We start from the raw sequence: 15,452 nt of genomic DNA, 5'->3' as shown, positions 1-15,452 counted from the left end.
CGATGCTCACGTAGGGTGGGCTTTATTAGCCCACCAATTGGGCGAACGTCGATGGTGGGCTGAAGCCCACCCTACGGTGGCAACCGAGCCCGGGCGTAGGGTGGGCTTCAGCCCACCGTGAACAACATGAACGTTTCGGTGGAAAATACCTCTCGGTTTCCACGGGGCGGCCATCCGACTACGAAGGACAGAACCATGAGCAACACGGTCTGGATCGAAGCGCTCGCCGAGCTGCAACACCAAGGCGAACCCTGCGTGCTGGTGACCATCATCGAGGAGCGTGGCTCGACGCCGCGCAACGCCGGCTCGAAGATGGTGGTCAGCCGTGAACGTTTGTACGACACCATCGGCGGCGGCCACCTGGAATACAAGGCGCAGCAGATAGCTCGCGAAATGCTCGAAGATCGCGTGCGCGAAACCCGCCTGGAGCGCTTCTCCCTCGGTGCCAGTCTGGGCCAATGCTGCGGCGGCGCGACAGTGTTGCTGTTCGAACCCATGGGTCAGCCACAGGCGCACATTGCCGTGTTCGGCGCTGGTCACGTCGGTCGCGCATTGGTGCCGCTGCTCGCCAGCCTGCCGTGCAAGGTGCGCTGGATCGACTCGCGCGAAAGCGAGTTCCCGACTCATATCCCGGCAGGCGTCGAGAAAGTGGTCAACGACGAAGTGGTCGATGAAGTGGAGAACATGCCTGCCGGCAGCTATTTCATCGTCATGACTCACAACCATCAGCTCGATCTGGAACTGACCGCGGCGATACTCGAGCGCAACGATTTCACCTACTACGGGCTGATCGGCTCGAAGAGCAAGCGCGCCAAGTTCGAGCACCGCCTGCGCGACCGCGGCTTCCAGCCCGAAACCGTGCAACGCATGCGTTGCCCGATGGGTATCGCCGAGGTGAAGGGAAAGCTGCCGATCGAAATCGCCGTGTCCATCGCCGGTGAGGTGATTGCCACCTACAACGCCAACTTTGGTGAGAAGACCGGCGACGGCGAAAAGCCCGTGCCGATGCTGGTCCCGGCTTCGCGCCGGTCCTAGAACCGCCTTGATCCGCCCCGTTTTTTTGTACGAGCGAGCTTGCTCGCGAAGCCATACCGAGTAGAGCTTCGCCAGCAAGTTGGCTCCTACAGCAAGAGTGCGCGCCGGGAATTCAGGCCCACACGACCTACACACAACGATTCCGAGAACCACCATGTCCCAACGCAAAGCCTACCGTGCCGCCATTCTTCACAGCCTCGCCGATCCGCGCGAGGTAGGCGTGGAGAAATCCTATGAATACTTCGAAGATGGCTTGCTCGTGGTCGAAGACGGCAAGGTTGCTCAACTCGGCGCGGCACAATCGCTGCTGTCTTCGCTGCCGACCGGCACCGAGGTGATCGAGTACCCGGATGCGCTGATCACGTCCGGCTTCATCGATACCCATATTCACTATCCCCAGACCGGCATGATTGCGTCCTATGGCGAACAGCTGCTGGATTGGCTAAACACCTATACCTTCCCTACCGAACGTGCGTTCGCCGACAAGGCCCACGCGAGCGAAGTGGCCGAAGTGTTCTTGGGTGAACTGTTGCGCAACGGCACCACTACGGCGTTGGTCTTCGGCAGCGTGCACAAGGAATCGGTCGATGCCTTCTTCGAGCAGGCCGAAAAGCTCAACTTGCGAATGATCGCTGGCAAGGTGCTGATGGACCGCAACGCACCGGACTATCTCACCGACACTGCCGAGTCCGGCTACACCGACAGCAAGGAACTGATCGAGCGCTGGCACGGCAAGGGCCGCCTGCATTACGCGGTCACGCCTCGCTTCGCACCTACCAGCACGCCGGAGCAACTGGCGTTGGCCGGCAAGCTGTGCAAGGAATATCCGGACCTCTACATGCACACCCACTTGTCCGAGAACCGCAAGGAAATCGAATGGGTGCGCGAACTGTTTCCCGAGCAAAACGGTTACCTGGATGTCTACGACCACCACGGCCTGATCGGCGCACGCTCAGTGTTCGCCCACGGCGTGCATCTGTGCGACGACGAATGCAAGCGTCTGGGTGAGACCGGCTCGGCGGTAGCCTTCTGCCCCACCTCCAACCTGTTTCTGGGCAGCGGCCTGTTCGATCTGGAGAAGGTGGAGGGCCATGGCGTGCGCGTCGGCCTGGGCACTGATGTGGGCGCTGGCACCAGCTTTTCCCAATTGCAGTCACTGAACGAGGCCTACAAAGTGATGCAATTGCAGGGCAAAAAGCTGGACCCGTTCAAGTCGCTCTACCTCGCCACTCTGGGCGGCGCTCGGGCGCTTTATCTGGATGACCGCATCGGCAACTTGCAGCCAGGCAAAGACGCCGATTTCGTGGTGCTCGACTATAAAGCCACGCCGCTGATTGACTACCGCCTGCAGCAGGCCAAGACGCTGGAAGAGCGGCTGTTCGCACTGATGATGCTGGGCGATGACCGCGCAGTGAAGGAAACCTACGCCGCCGGTGTTTCAGTGCACCAGAAAGGATAAAGACGAAACAACGCGGGAGGCTGGATAGCTGAACGGGAAAGCCGCGGCGGCCGTAGGGCGGGAGAGCAATCCCGTAGGGTGGGCTTCAGCCCACCGTAGCGGAGTACAAAGTGAATCGGTGGGCTGAAGCGGAACGCCGCCCGGCCCACCCTACTTTGCACTGTGATCATCGCCAACCACCGCGTCATCAAGCAGACCCACGCGGCGGGGTGTCAGTGCGCAGCAGTCGCGTAGAGTGGGCTGCAGCCCACCGCAAGCAGTCTCCATTCGTGCCGGAAGCCCACCCTACGCCACTGCCGCGAATGCTCAACACCCCGCATTCGAATCTCAGCGCAGTACGCGCGGCTTCTTCTTGCCAAGCACCAGATGCGAGAACACGGCGTGCAGATCATCCGATGCGCTGTCTTCGTCGAGGTTGAGCTTGCTGTCGATGTGATCCATGTGATGCATCATCAGCCTCACCGCTTTCGCACTGTCGCGGGCAGCGATGGCATCGATCAACTCGTTGTGTTCGTCGAAGGAGCAATGCGAGCGGTTGCCGCTTTCATACTGGGCGATGATCAGCGAGGTCTGGGATACAAGGCTGCGCTGGAAACTCACTAGCGGTGCATTCTTCGCCGCCTCGGCCAACTTCAGGTGAAACTCTCCAGAGAGCCGGATACCGGCACCGCGATCACCGCGAGCGAAGCAGTCCTGCTCGTCCGTCACCATCTGCCGCAACTCGGTCAATTGTTCGGCACTAGCGTGCTGCACAGCCAGTTCGGTGATGGCGCGCTCAACCAGCCGGCGGGCGAAGAAGATTTGTCGGGCTTCTTCGACGCTGGGACTGGCGACCACTGCTCCACGGTTGGGGCGTAGCAACACGACGCCTTCGTGAGCAAGCCGCGACAGCGCGCGCCGGATGATGGTGCGGCTGACCCCGAATATTTCGCCCAGCGCTTCTTCGCTGAGTTTGGTGCCCGGCGCCAGCCGCTGTTCGAGGATAGCGTCAAAAATATGGGCGTAAACGATGTCGTCCTGGGTCCCGGTTCGGGCCTTGCCGTTTCGTGTCGGCTTTTTCAGAGGCTGCAACTGTTCGTTCATGGTGACTCGCGTCGGAAGTATCGGCAGACCCGAACTTTACTGCCTTTCAGCGTCTGGCTGGCAGTAGCCATTAGTGAAATAGCAAAATAAAGTGAATTAATTGTGCACAATCAAGCTTCTGACTATCGTCGCCGATCCGCTTTTACCTTGGCGCTGATCGAACCGGCTATCGCCAAAGCACATGAAGACTCAACTGAAAGACTGAATCTATGCAAATCAAGTTGCAATTCTTGTATACAAAAGCATAATCGCGTCAAGCCTTCCTGACCCCTTGGTCAAAAAACCGAGCAGGACGAGCCTCACCATCACCTGCCCTCGAGAGCGCCGCTCTGGGTGATAGACAACAAGAACGATGAGGAACACCTCGTGGATACCACCAAACAGGAACAGCAGACCCTCGGGCTGCAGCCGAAGAACGCGGGCTTGCTCGATCGATTCTTCAAGCTCAGCGTCCACCGCACCAGCATCAAAACTGAACTGCTCGCAGGCCTGACGACTTTTGTCACCATGGCCTACATCATCTTCGTCAACCCGAACATCATGGCCGAGGCCGGTGTCGACCACGGCGCCGCCTTCGTCGCAACCTGCATAGGCGCAGCGCTTGGCTGCTTCCTGATGGGCCTGTATGCCAACTGGCCGGTAGGCCTGGCACCGGGCATGGGCCTCAACGCGTTCTTCACCTATACAGTGGTCGGCGAGATGGGCTACAGCTGGCAGATCGCATTGGGTGCCGTGTTCATCTCCGGTGTGCTCTTCGTGTTCATGAGCCTGTCGCGAATCCGCGAGTGGCTGTTGAACAGCATCCCCATGAGCCTGCGCTTCGCCATGGGCGCGGGCGTCGGTCTGTTCCTCGGCCTGATCGGCCTGAAGACCGCTGGTATCGTGGTCGACAGCCCGGCAACCCTGATCACCATGGGCTCGTTCGGTGAACCCACCGCACTGTTGGCAGCGCTCTGCTTTCTGATGATCGCTGTGCTTAGCCACCGTAACGTGTTCGGCGCGATTCTGCTGAGCATGCTGGCTGTGACCGGCATCGGCTGGGGTATGGGCCTGGTTGAATTCAACGGTCTGGTCTCGATGCCGCCGAGCCTGGCGCCGACGTGGTTGGCAATGGACATTGCTGGCGCATTGAACGTGACGATGGTCAGCGTGATTCTGGCGTTCCTCTTCGTGAATATGTTCGATACTGCCGGCACGCTGATGGGCGTGGCGCACCGGGCCAATCTGGTCGATGACGACGGAAAGATTCAAGGGCTGTCCCGTGCACTGAAGGCCGATAGCACCTCGAGCGTGGTCGGTGCACTGGTCGGCTGCCCGCCAGTCACCAGCTATGTGGAAAGCGCCTCAGGTGTCGCCGCGGGCGGTCGCACCGGATTGACGGCCATCACGGTGGGTCTGTTGTTCCTCGCGGCGATGTTCTTCGCCCCGCTGGCCGGCATGATTCCCGCCTACGCCACCGCTGGCGCTCTGATCTATGTCGCGATGCTGATGATGAGCGGCATGGCTAATATCGATTGGAAGGACCATACCGACACCATCCCGGCTATCGTAACCGTGGTGATGATGCCGCTGACCTTCTCCATCGCCAACGGCATCGCGCTGGGCTTTCTGACCTACGCGACACTGAAGCTGCTGACCGGGCAGCGTGACAAGGTATCCGTCAGCCTTTATGTCCTGTGTGTGATCTTTATCGCCAAGTTCGCTTTCCTTTAAGCCTGGCGAATCGATCGGCCCCATCGTTTCGGCGGTGGGGCCTTTTGACGTTTTGACCTACCGAACGTCTTCTTGCAAAGGCGAACGGCGGCACCTGCAATCCATGTGATCAATACGATTACAGCGCGCATCATGACCAGCGCCAACGGAGAAACCCTGAAACACAACACTGCCGAGGAGCACTGAAATGAGCCTGGAAACCTGGTTGTTATTCGCGAGCGCAGCACTGGTGGTGATCCTGATACCTGGCCCGCTGTCGCTGCTGATGATCAGTAACAGCCTCAACTACGGGCTGCGCCGTTCCTGGCCGGCGTTCGTTGGGGGCGTCAGCGCGTCGATCTGCCTGCTCAGCGCGTCCGCGCTCGGGCTCGGCGCATTGCTGCTGGCATCGGAACAGGTTTTCAGCTTGCTGAAGATCGTCGGCGCCTTCTATCTGTTCTATCTCGCCTGGCAAAGCTGGCAGGACTCGCGTCGTCCACAGAACGGCCCCAGCGTCGCCACTACCGAGGTCAGCCCGCGCTTTCGCCAGTTGTTCTGGCGTGCGTTTGGATTGGGCGCTAGCAATCCCAAGGACATCTTGTTTTTCGCCGCGTTTCTACCTCAGTTTCTCAGTGCCGATCGGCCCTTCATGCCACAGCTGCTGGTGATGATCCTGACCTGGGCGGCGTTGGATTTATGTTGCAAGCTGGCTTATGGGCTCGGTGCCCATGGTGCGGCGCGTTACTTGCGCACCGGTAAAGGCCAGGTCTGGTTCAACCGCGTCAGCGCCGCCCTGTTCGGCGGAGCCGGCACCGCGTCATTGCTGAGTCGTTGAGCGTATTCCGCTGTTTGGCAGCGTTGTGCTATAGCCGCGACGCTGATCTCTCCCGTTTCGCGAGCAAGCTCGCTCCTACAAGGCGTATGCCTGCGACCGGGCATCCTCTGTAGAAGCGAGCTTGCTCGCGAACAGCATTGCCATCAGCGCTTAAGTTTCGCCCCAAAAAAAACCCGCCATCGAGGCGGGTCGAAGACTCAGAGAGTCAAGCTTTACGCATGGGAGCAGGAACCTGCCGCGTCGTTGTATCGGCGACAGGCAAGCCGGTTAGCTACCGCGATAGGTCGAGTAGCTGTAAGGCGAAATCAATAGCGGCACATGGTAGTGATCCTGCTCGGCGCTGATGCCAAAACGCAGTACCACCACATCAAGAAATGCCGGTTCGGGCAGCTGCACACCGCGACCGCGATAGTAGTCACCAGCGCTGAACTGCAACTGATAGACACCGGAACGGTATTCGGCGCCTTCCAGCAAGGGTGAATCGCAGCGGCCGTCGGCATTGGTTTGGCGCGTAGTAATCAGCTCGAGGCGCTCGCCGTCGACCCGATAGAGCTCGATGCGAATATTGCTGCCCGGGCAACCGTGGGCGGCATCCAGTACATGAGTAGTTAAACGTCCCATAGATTCCGGCATCGTGGCTTGCCGCCGATGCCTGCCTCCTCTTGTGATTGGTGTGGACCTGAATCGAGCATAGCACGCCAGCCAAAAGATTAAAGACAGTTTTTGATAAAATTGTACACAATCTAAAAACGTGACTAGAGAATCGCCCCTACCAGCCTAAGCCTAGTTCAACGCTCAGCCCGCTAATACCGGTCGATGGCCATGGCTGGGTCGTACCACAGCAAAACCCGCTTGATAGATTTTCCTCGAAATGTCATTTACAAAGTGCAAAACGTTTTGTATACAATTACTCCATGGCGGGCGCACAGTAATCCACGGCGGCGACCCGAGATCGAATAAGGAATGACACGTGAGCGCCGACTACCCTCGTGACCTCATCGGCTATGCCGAAAACCCACCCCATCCGCAATGGCCGGGCAACGCCCGCATCGCGCTGTCCTTCGTGCTCAACTACGAAGAAGGCGGTGAGCGCTGCGTATTGCACGGGGACAAGGAGTCCGAAGCCTTTCTCTCCGAGATGGTTTCTGCCCAGCCGTTTCAGGGCGTGCGCCACATGAGCATGGAGTCGCTCTATGAATATGGGAGCCGGGCCGGGGTCTGGCGCCTGCTCAAGCTGTTTCGCAAGCACAACATTCCGCTGACGATATTCGCCGTGGCCATGGCCGCGCAGCGCCATCCGGACGTGATCAAGGCAATGGTTGCCGATGGTCACGAGATCTGCAGCCACGGCTATCGCTGGATCGACTATCAATACATGGACGAAAATCAGGAACGCGAGCATATGCTCGAGGCCATCCGCATCCTGACTGATATCACAGGTGAACGCCCGCTGGGCTGGTACACCGGCCGTACCGGGCCGAATACTCGCCGTCTGGTGCGCGAGGAAGGTGGCTTCCTCTATGACTCCGACACCTACGATGACGACCTGCCCTACTGGGATTCGGAAAGCACGCAGGAACATCCGCATCTGGTGATTCCCTACACCCTGGATACCAACGACATGCGCTTCACCCAGGCGCAGGGCTTCAACAAGGGCGACGACTTCTACGAGTACCTCAAGGACGCTTTCGACGTGCTCTATGCCGAAGGTACAGAGGGCGCGCCAAAAATGCTGTCCATCGGCATGCACTGCCGCCTGCTCGGTCGCCCTGCGCGTCTGGCCGCACTGCAGCGCTTCCTCGAATACGCTCAGGGTCACGAACAGGTTTGGTTCGCCCGCCGTGTCGACATCGCCCGCCACTGGCATGACACCCACCCTTTCAAACAGGAACCTGCCGCATGAGCCGTTTTCAGACATTGCAGCCTTCCAGCCTCGACCGCGACGCCTTCGTCGCTGCCTTCGCCGACATCTATGAGCACTCGCCCTGGGTCGCAGAACAGGCGTACGACAAAGGTGTCGATGAAACGCTCGATCAGATCGAAGTGCTGCATCAGCGCATGTCCGACGTGCTGCTGAGCGCACCACGCGATACGCAACTGGCGCTGATCAATGCTCACCCCGATCTCGCCGGGAAGGCCGCAGTGCGTGGCGAGCTGACCGCATCGAGTACCTCCGAGCAGGCCGGCGCCGGCATCCAGGAATGCACACCGGAAGAGTTTGCGCAGTTCACCGCGCTCAACGAGTCCTATAAGGACAAGTTCGGTTTCATCTTCATCATGGCGGTAAAAGGCAGTAACCGGCACCAGATCCTGGCAGCCTTCGAAGAGCGTATGCACAACTCCCCGGAGCAGGAATTCGCTCGCGCCGTCGCCGAAATCAACAAAATCGCCCTGTTCCGTCTGCAGGCGATGTAAGCAAGAGACCACTCAGACGACTCGAAGAGAAGAACACGTATGAAGAGCTACGCCGTACCTTTCGAAAAATACGTCAACCTGGCCGATGCCCGTCTGGGCACCAAGGCCATCTCCGTCACTGACGACTGGTTCGCCGACGTCAATCGGCTGTTCCAGCCGACGCCGGCCGTATGGAAGGAGGGCGTTTTCGATGACAACGGCAAGTGGATGGACGGTTGGGAGTCGCGCCGCAAGCGCTTCGAAGGCTTCGACCAAGCGGTCATTCGCCTCGGCGTGCCCGGCTCGATCAAGGGTGTCGACATCGACACCAGCTTCTTCACCGGTAACTTCCCACCGTCCGCCTCGCTGGAAGCCTGCTTCCTCGCCGAAGGTGACCCGGATGACAACACCGTCTGGACCGAAATCCTTCCGGCCGTGGAGTTGAAAGGCAACAGCCATCACTATCACGAGATCGCGTTCGACAAGCCAGTCAGCCACTTGCGCTTCAACATCTATCCCGATGGCGGCGTGGCGCGTCTGCGTGTACACGGCATTCCGTTCCGCGACTGGAACACCGTCGGTGACAACGAGCAGCTCGACCTGGCCTCGGCGCTCAACGGCGGCCGCGCGCTGGCGTGCTCCGACGAGCACTTCGGCCGCATGAGCAACATTCTTAACCCAGGCCGTGGCATCAACATGGGCGATGGTTGGGAAACCGCCCGCCGCCGCACGCCGGGCAACGACTGGGTCATCGTCGCGCTGGGCACGCCCGGTGAGATCGAGCGAATCGTCGTCGACACCCTGCACTTCAAGGGCAACTACCCGGACAGCTGCAATATCCAGGCGGCGTACGTCAAAGGCGGCACCGACAGCCAGATCGAAACCCAGAGCCTGTTCTGGCGTGAACTGCTGCCGAGCCAGAAGCTGGAAATGCATGCCGAGCACGAGTTCAGCGAGCAGATCGCCAAGCTCGGCCCGATCACCCACGTGCGCCTGAACATCTTCCCGGACGGTGGCGTCAGCCGTCTGCGGTTGTTTGGCAAAGCCGCGAAATAAAAACTCTATAGCAGCTGTAGGGTGGGCCGGGCGGCGATCCGCTTTGGCCCACCAGAGAACATAGCAAACCCTTGCTGCGGTGGGCTGAAGCCCACCCTACAGCTGAACGAATCCAGCCGTAGCCGTAGGGTGGGCTTCAGCCCACCGAAAACTTGCCCCGTCACGGTGGGCCTACGTCTCAGCAATACATATAACGAGCACAGCATGCGCACACTCAAGATCGAACCGTTGACCAAGGAAGCCTTCGCCCCTTTCGGTGATGTGATCGAAACCGAAGGCAGTGAATATTTCATGATCAATAACGGTTCCACCCGCCGCTATCACAAGCTGGCGTCGGTAGAGACCGCGCAGCCGGAAGACCAAGCCATCATCAGTATTTTCGCGGCCGAAACGCTGGAAATGCCGCTGGTCATTCGCATGCTGGAACGACATCCGCAGGGCAGCCAGGCTTTCATTCCGCTGCTCGGCAATCCTTTTCTGGTCGTGGTCGCGCCACTTGGCGATGTACCTGTACCGGGTAACGTCCGTGCCTTCCGCAGCAACGGCAGGCAGGGCGTCAATTACCACCGCGGCGTCTGGCACCATCCGGTGCTGACGATCGAAAAGCGGGATGAATTCCTGGTGGTCGATCGCAGCGGTTCTGGCAACAACTGCGACGAGCATTTTTTCACAGAGGAAGAGCTGGTTCTCCTCGCCCCCCACCGGGACTCCGAACAAGCGACCGACTGATCATCGAAGGCCATCATCAACGCGGCTGCGAAGACAACCGACGCCGTGATGCGTACTTCAGAACAAGCGGAACCTTACGAAGAGTCGAATAAGAAGAAACAGCGGTCGATACGCCGGCCGTGCAAGAGGTAATTATCGTGGAAGCACATCTGACCGAATGGCTGAACCTGAGTATTCGCTGGATTCACATGATCGTTGGCATCGCCTGGATCGGTGCCTCGTTCTACTTTGTCTGGCTGGAAAACAACCTCAACCGTGCCAACCCCCGCGACGGCCTCTCGGGTGACCTTTGGGCGATTCACGGCGGCGGTATCTACCACCTGGAAAAGTACAAGCTGGCTCCCCCACAGATGCCAGACAACCTGCACTGGTTCAAGTGGGAGGCCTATGCCACCTGGATGTCGGGCGTGGCCCTGCTGATGGTGGTCTATTACCTCAACCCCACTCTCTATCTGATCGCTCCTGGCAGCGACATGGCACCCGCCATGGCAATCGCCATTGGCTTCGGCTCGCTGATCGTCGGCTGGTTCGTTTATGACCTGCTCTGCGACTCGCCACTGGGCAAAAAGCCGGCGCTGCTCGGCTTGGTGCTGTTCGTCCTGGTGATCTTCGCCGCCTGGGCCTACTCGCAGGTATTCAGCGGCCGCGCCGCCTACATCCACACTGGTGCGCTGATCGGCACCATCATGGTCGGCAACGTGTTCCGCATCATCATGCCGGCACAGCGTGCGCTGGTCGCGGCCATCGAGCAGAACCGCACGCCTGATCCGCTGCTGCCTGCCAAGGGCCTGCTGCGTTCGCGCCATAACAACTACTTCACGCTGCCGGTGCTGTTCATCATGATCAGCAACCACTTCCCGAGCACTTACGGCAGTCAGTACAACTGGCTGATCCTGGCCGGTATCTCGGTGTCGGCGGTTCTGGTACGTCACTACTTCAACACCCGCCACGACAGCAATCGCTTCGCTTGGGCGTTGCCTGCTGCAGTGGTAGGCATGATCTGCCTGGCCTTCGTCACTTCGCCGAACCGTCAGCCGACCGCGCCGAACCTGGCCCCCACCTCTCCTGAGCAAGCGAGCAAGGCGGCCCAGCAGAGCGCCACCGCGCCAAACGATGTACAGGCCAACGCCGAACCCGAAGCGGGCAACACCGAGTTCGCCAAGGTGAGCAGTGTGATCCACGAACGCTGCACGGTCTGCCATGCGGCCCAACCGAGCAGTCCGCTATTCAGTGCTGCACCGGCGGGGGTGATGTTCGACACCCCGCAGCAGATCCAGCAACAGGCGGCGAAGATTCATGCGCAGGCCGTCGCCAGCCAGATCATGCCGCTCGGCAACATGACCAACATGACCCAGGAAGAGCGCGATCTGCTCGGCGCCTGGATCGACAAGGGCGCGCCGATCGACTGATCGCCGCTCACCGGCCGCGCTTTCGAGCGCGGCTTTTTTTTGCCCTTTGATTTGCAACCCATCCACTCACGAATAGCCGAAGAGCAGTCACGAGAGCCGTAGCAGGACTCTGTTCCGGTAGAACCACAACACGAATACCGGCCCCGCACGTTCAGCGGGGCTACCGCGACCATCCAATAACAAAAGCGTCCGAGGTGTTTTGCATGAACGATGTGAGCAAGCGGGAAGCCGCGCCAGCCACCGAGAAGCGACTTCCCTTGCTACAGATGTTGCTGGTGAGTTTCCAGCATGTGTTGCTGATGTACGGCGGGGCGGTTGCCGTGCCGCTGATCGTCGGCCAAGCGGCCGGACTTTCACGCGAGGAGATCGCATTTCTGATCAACGCCGACCTGCTGGTGGCGGGCATCGCGACCGTCGTTCAGTCCATGGGCATCGGCCCGGTTGGCATCCGCATGCCGGTGATGATGGGTGCCAGCTTCGCCGCGGTCAGCAGCATGGTGGTAATGGCAGGTATGCCCGGCGTGGGTATGACCGGTATTTTTGGCGCAACCATTGCCGCAGGCTTCTTCGGCCTGCTGATCGCCCCCTTCGTCTGCAAGATCGTGCGACTGTTCCCGCCGCTGGTGACCGGTACGGTGATCACCGCCATCGGCCTCTCATTGTTCCCTGTAGCGGTGAACTGGGCCGGCGGCGGCAGCGGTGCTGGCCAGTTCGGCGCCCTGCCCTACCTCGGCGTGGCAGCGGCGGTACTGACTGTAATTCTGCTGATCAACCAGTTCATGCGCGGATTTTGGGTCAACGTCTCGGTGCTGGTGGGCATGGCGCTGGGCTATGTACTGGCGGGCAGCCTGGGGATGGTCGACCTATCGGGGATAAACGCGGCGCCAGCATTTCAGGTGGTCACACCGAATCACTTCGGCGCCCCACAGTTTCTCCTCGCGCCGATTCTGTCGATGTGCCTGGTGGTAGTGATCATCTTCGTCGAGTCCGCCGGCATGTTCCTCGCGCTAGGGAAAGTCACTGGTCAGGAAATCGATCCCAAGCAGCTGCGTCGCGGTTTGTTGTGTGACGCCGGGGCGACCTTTTTCGCCGGTTTCCTGAACACCTTTACCCATTCCTCTTTCGCCCAGAACATCGGCCTTGTACAGATGACCGGCGTGCGCAGCCGCTACGTCACGGCCGTCGCCGGGCTGTTTCTGATCAGCCTGAGCCTGTTGCCCAAAGCTGCGTTCCTCGTAGCCTCGATTCCTGCGGCAGTGCTTGGTGGTGCCGGCATCGCCATGTTCGGTATGGTCGCCGCCACCGGTATCAAGATCCTGCAGGAAGCCGATATCGGTGATCGTCGCAATCAATTGTTGGTCGCGGTGAGCATCGGTCTGGGTATGGTGCCGGTCGTGCGACCCGAGTTCTTCGCCCACTTGCCGCACTGGATGGAGCCCATCACCCACAGCGGCATTGCTGTGGCGACGATTAGCGCAGTGACCCTGAACCTGCTGTTCAACGTGCTCGGCGGGGCGGAACGCAACGCTCTGACCGGCGCCGCGCAACACTGACCGATACAGTCTGGAAACCCCAGCCAAGCCCGCCATGTCAGGCTGTGTGAAAACTACTGCGCTCGGTTAGGCCACGTTAAAAACAGGCTCGGATGCGAGCCCAGTCGGAATGCCCATTTACAGCTCGTAAACTCGAGTGCGAGCTCAGTCCGCTTCCTCGCCTGTTTTGACTCGCTGCGCTCGCCCTTCGGGCCAGCCTTTGGCTGTTACTCCCGTTAGTCGTTGCGTCTTGCCTAACCTTCGCTCGCTACGTTTTCACACGGCCTGGTGCGGGCTTGCTTTTTTCGCCGCCTGACAGTCGACAAGCACGGCACACCCGTTAAAATTCGGCGCCCGCCCGATGCCGAGAAGGACTGACAGATGATCGAAGCAACCTGGATAGCCTTCGCATTCATTCTTGGCCTCGCCTCGCGCGCGATCGGCCTGCCGCCACTGATCGGCTATCTCGGCGCCGGCTTCGCCCTTGCCGGATTCGGTGACCTCGTCGGCGTCGGGCCGAAGGACAGCGAAATCCTTGAGCACCTGGCGCATTTGGGCGTGTTGCTGCTGCTGTTCACCGTCGGCCTCAAACTCAAGATCAGCAACTTGGTACGCCGCGAAGTCATCGGCGGCAGCCTGTTGCACTTCGGCATTTCAAGCTTGGTGGTATTGCCGGCAATTTTCGTTTTTCTTGATACCAGCTGGCGCGAAAGCTTGCTGCTGGCCATCGCGCTTTCCTTCTCAAGCACCGTACTGGCCGCCAAGGTGCTGGAAGGTAAGCGCGAATTGCGCGCCTTCCATGGTCGTGTCGCCATCGGCGTTCTGATCATCCAGGACCTGATCGCCCTCGTCGTGATGAGCATCGCCAGCGGCAAGGTGCCCTCGGCCTGGGCTCTGCTGGTATTCGGCCTGCCATTGCTGCGCCCGTTGCTATTCCGCCTGCTCGATCACAGCGGCCACGAAGAGCTGATGGTGCTGCTGGGACTGATGCTGGCATTAGTGGCCGGCGGCCTCGGCTTCGAGTACGTGGGGCTCAGTTCGGAACTGGGCGCGCTGGCGTTCGGCGCCATGCTGGCCAAGCACAAGCGCGCCACCGAACTATCCAATTCGCTGTGGGCGATCAAGGAAGTATTCCTGGTCGGCTTTTTCTTGCAGATCGGCATCGGCGGGCTGCCCGATATGGATGCCATGCTTTTCGCCGCTGCGGTGGCGCTGCTCTTGCCACTCAAGGGCGCGCTGTTTTTCTTCCTCTTCCTGCTGTTCCGCCTGCGCGCTCGCAGCGCCTTTCTCAGCGCATCGAGCCTGACCAATTACAGCGAATTCGGACTGATCGTCGCAAGCGTGGTGCTGCCGCAGTGGCTGACACCGCTGGCGATTACCGTGGCACTGTCCTTCGTAATCTCTGCGCAGCTCAACCGCATTTCCCACCCGCTTTACGATCGGCTGGCCAAACGCCTGATCCCTCTCGAACGCAACACCCGCCACCCCGACGAGCAACCTGTATCCCTGGGCGATGCACAAATCCTGATCATGGGTATGGGCCGCACCGGCCGCGCCGCCTACGATCATCTGCAGGAAAAGGGTTGGCGTCTGATCAGCCTCGACTCCGACCCGGTCACCGTCGAGAAAAGCAGCGAGAAGGGCCGCCACGTCCTGTTCGCCGATGCGGAAGATCAGATGTTCTGGGAGAGCCTGGAAATGAACAAGGTCGAGGCAGTGATTCTGGCTATGAACGATGCCGAGGCAAAAATCATCTCGACCCGTAAACTGCGCGGTAAGGGCTTCGGCGGCCTGATCGTTTCCCACGCGATGTACGAAGACATCGCCCAACAGATCGAAGACGCCGGCGCTGACCGCACCTACCTCACCATGTCAGAAGCCGGTGCCGGACTCGCCGAAAACGTGGTTCGAGAGCTGCTGATCAAACGCTGAATCGGTAGCACCGCCTCTGTGCAATGCAGCCTGGCGGTGAGTCGTCTGGGTGATCTTCGTCAGAATTGTGCACAATCTTTAAATTAATTGTTTAAAGGTGTGTTCACAGATTGTTATAGTCAGGCACATCCTGACCGCACGAACAACTTTTTCGGCGCTCAGTGAAGAGGTCCGTGCAACCTCAAAAGCCCATGACCTAACAATAACTAATGGCAGGCTTGACCATGACCGCAACCGAATCCAGGAGCGGTGACACTCCCAACCAGGATTTGATCTATCGGCTCGATGATTGCCCG

General features: G+C 59.7%; 13 protein-coding genes. 11 read left to right on the top strand and 2 right to left on the bottom strand.

Translation table 11 applies throughout. From position 1 onward, the window contains the following. The first annotated feature begins 195 nt into the window (after positions 1-195). Positions 196-1,035, top strand: a complete 840-nt coding sequence (xdhC, locus tag D7241_RS01775; RefSeq protein WP_408100059.1) for a xanthine dehydrogenase accessory protein XdhC — start codon at positions 196-198, stop codon at positions 1,033-1,035. Between the two features lie 154 nt (positions 1,036-1,189). Continuing rightward, the gene (gene guaD / locus D7241_RS01770) at positions 1,190-2,494 is read left to right on the top strand and encodes a guanine deaminase (RefSeq protein WP_408100058.1); all 1,305 of its coding nucleotides are present in this window, start codon (positions 1,190-1,192) and stop codon (positions 2,492-2,494) included. Positions 2,495-2,821: 327 nt separating this feature from the next. Here guaD and D7241_RS01765 read toward each other — a convergent pair whose 3' ends face one another. After that, complete coding sequence (locus tag D7241_RS01765) at positions 2,822-3,577, bottom strand: GntR family transcriptional regulator (RefSeq protein ID WP_408100057.1); 756 nt, start codon at positions 3,575-3,577, stop codon at positions 2,822-2,824. A gap of 366 nt (positions 3,578-3,943) precedes the next feature. On the opposite strand from D7241_RS01765, the gene D7241_RS01760 reads away from it, so the two are divergent. Further along, positions 3,944-5,290, top strand: a complete 1,347-nt coding sequence (locus D7241_RS01760; RefSeq protein ID WP_408100056.1) for an NCS2 family permease — start codon at positions 3,944-3,946, stop codon at positions 5,288-5,290. 187 nt (positions 5,291-5,477) lie between these two features. Then, on the top strand, positions 5,478-6,104 hold the full coding sequence (locus D7241_RS01755) for a LysE family translocator (protein WP_408100055.1): 627 nt from the start codon (positions 5,478-5,480) through the stop codon (positions 6,102-6,104). A gap of 267 nt (positions 6,105-6,371) precedes the next feature. Here the strand turns inward: D7241_RS01755 and uraH are convergent, their stop codons facing one another. Next, positions 6,372-6,725, bottom strand: coding sequence for a hydroxyisourate hydrolase (gene uraH / locus D7241_RS01750; protein ID WP_408100054.1), 354 nt, complete (start codon positions 6,723-6,725; stop codon positions 6,372-6,374). 349 nt (positions 6,726-7,074) lie between these two features. Here uraH and puuE point away from each other — a divergent pair, with 349 nt between their 5' ends. From puuE to D7241_RS01715, 7 genes are all read left to right on the top strand, one after another. Then, on the top strand, positions 7,075-8,007 hold the full coding sequence (gene puuE, locus D7241_RS01745; RefSeq protein ID WP_255983359.1) for an allantoinase PuuE: 933 nt from the start codon (positions 7,075-7,077) through the stop codon (positions 8,005-8,007). Then, positions 8,004-8,519 (top strand): 2-oxo-4-hydroxy-4-carboxy-5-ureidoimidazoline decarboxylase, encoded by a 516-nt coding sequence (uraD, locus tag D7241_RS01740; protein WP_408100053.1) that lies wholly within the window; start codon positions 8,004-8,006, stop codon positions 8,517-8,519. Before puuE ends, uraD begins: the two co-directional genes overlap by 4 nt. A 39-nt stretch (positions 8,520-8,558) precedes the next feature. Next, complete coding sequence (gene alc / locus D7241_RS01735; RefSeq protein WP_408100052.1) at positions 8,559-9,554, top strand: allantoicase; 996 nt, start codon at positions 8,559-8,561, stop codon at positions 9,552-9,554. Positions 9,555-9,758: 204 nt separating this feature from the next. Further along, positions 9,759-10,283: an ureidoglycolate lyase gene (locus tag D7241_RS01730; RefSeq protein ID WP_255983365.1), complete on the top strand. Its 525-nt coding sequence runs from the start codon at positions 9,759-9,761 to the stop codon at positions 10,281-10,283. 137 nt (positions 10,284-10,420) lie between these two features. Next, a complete protein-coding gene (locus tag D7241_RS01725; RefSeq protein WP_408100051.1) occupies positions 10,421-11,692 on the top strand; it encodes a urate hydroxylase PuuD in 1,272 nt (423 codons plus the stop codon). Between the two features lie 203 nt (positions 11,693-11,895). Beyond that, positions 11,896-13,245, top strand: a complete 1,350-nt coding sequence (locus tag D7241_RS01720; protein WP_255983369.1) for a nucleobase:cation symporter-2 family protein — start codon at positions 11,896-11,898, stop codon at positions 13,243-13,245. A gap of 360 nt (positions 13,246-13,605) precedes the next feature. After that, positions 13,606-15,156, top strand: a complete 1,551-nt coding sequence (locus D7241_RS01715; RefSeq protein WP_408100050.1) for a cation:proton antiporter — start codon at positions 13,606-13,608, stop codon at positions 15,154-15,156. The last annotated feature ends 296 nt before the right edge of the window (positions 15,157-15,452 follow it).

Source organism: Stutzerimonas sp. VN223-3 (assembly GCF_045999685.1).
GTDB classification, from domain to species: domain Bacteria; phylum Pseudomonadota; class Gammaproteobacteria; order Pseudomonadales; family Pseudomonadaceae; genus Stutzerimonas; species Stutzerimonas stutzeri_AR.
This window is presented reverse-complemented; position numbering and strand designations above follow the sequence as displayed.

What these genes read in the sequence shown, in the direction of transcription:
- D7241_RS01765 (WP_408100057.1), bottom strand. Translation starts at nt 3,577, where the DNA reads ATGAACGAACAGTTGCAGCCTCTGAAAAAGCCGACACGAAACGGCAAG.
- alc (WP_408100052.1), top strand. Translation starts at nt 8,559, where the DNA reads ATGAAGAGCTACGCCGTACCTTTCGAAAAATACGTCAACCTGGCCGAT.
- guaD (WP_408100058.1), top strand. Translation starts at nt 1,190, where the DNA reads ATGTCCCAACGCAAAGCCTACCGTGCCGCCATTCTTCACAGCCTCGCC.
- D7241_RS01730 (WP_255983365.1), top strand. Translation starts at nt 9,759, where the DNA reads ATGCGCACACTCAAGATCGAACCGTTGACCAAGGAAGCCTTCGCCCCT.
- D7241_RS01755 (WP_408100055.1), top strand. Translation starts at nt 5,478, where the DNA reads ATGAGCCTGGAAACCTGGTTGTTATTCGCGAGCGCAGCACTGGTGGTG.
- uraH (WP_408100054.1), bottom strand. Translation starts at nt 6,725, where the DNA reads ATGGGACGTTTAACTACTCATGTACTGGATGCCGCCCACGGTTGCCCG.
- D7241_RS01715 (WP_408100050.1), top strand. Translation starts at nt 13,606, where the DNA reads ATGATCGAAGCAACCTGGATAGCCTTCGCATTCATTCTTGGCCTCGCC.
- D7241_RS01720 (WP_255983369.1), top strand. Translation starts at nt 11,896, where the DNA reads ATGAACGATGTGAGCAAGCGGGAAGCCGCGCCAGCCACCGAGAAGCGA.
- uraD (WP_408100053.1), top strand. Translation starts at nt 8,004, where the DNA reads ATGAGCCGTTTTCAGACATTGCAGCCTTCCAGCCTCGACCGCGACGCC.
- xdhC (WP_408100059.1), top strand. Translation starts at nt 196, where the DNA reads ATGAGCAACACGGTCTGGATCGAAGCGCTCGCCGAGCTGCAACACCAA.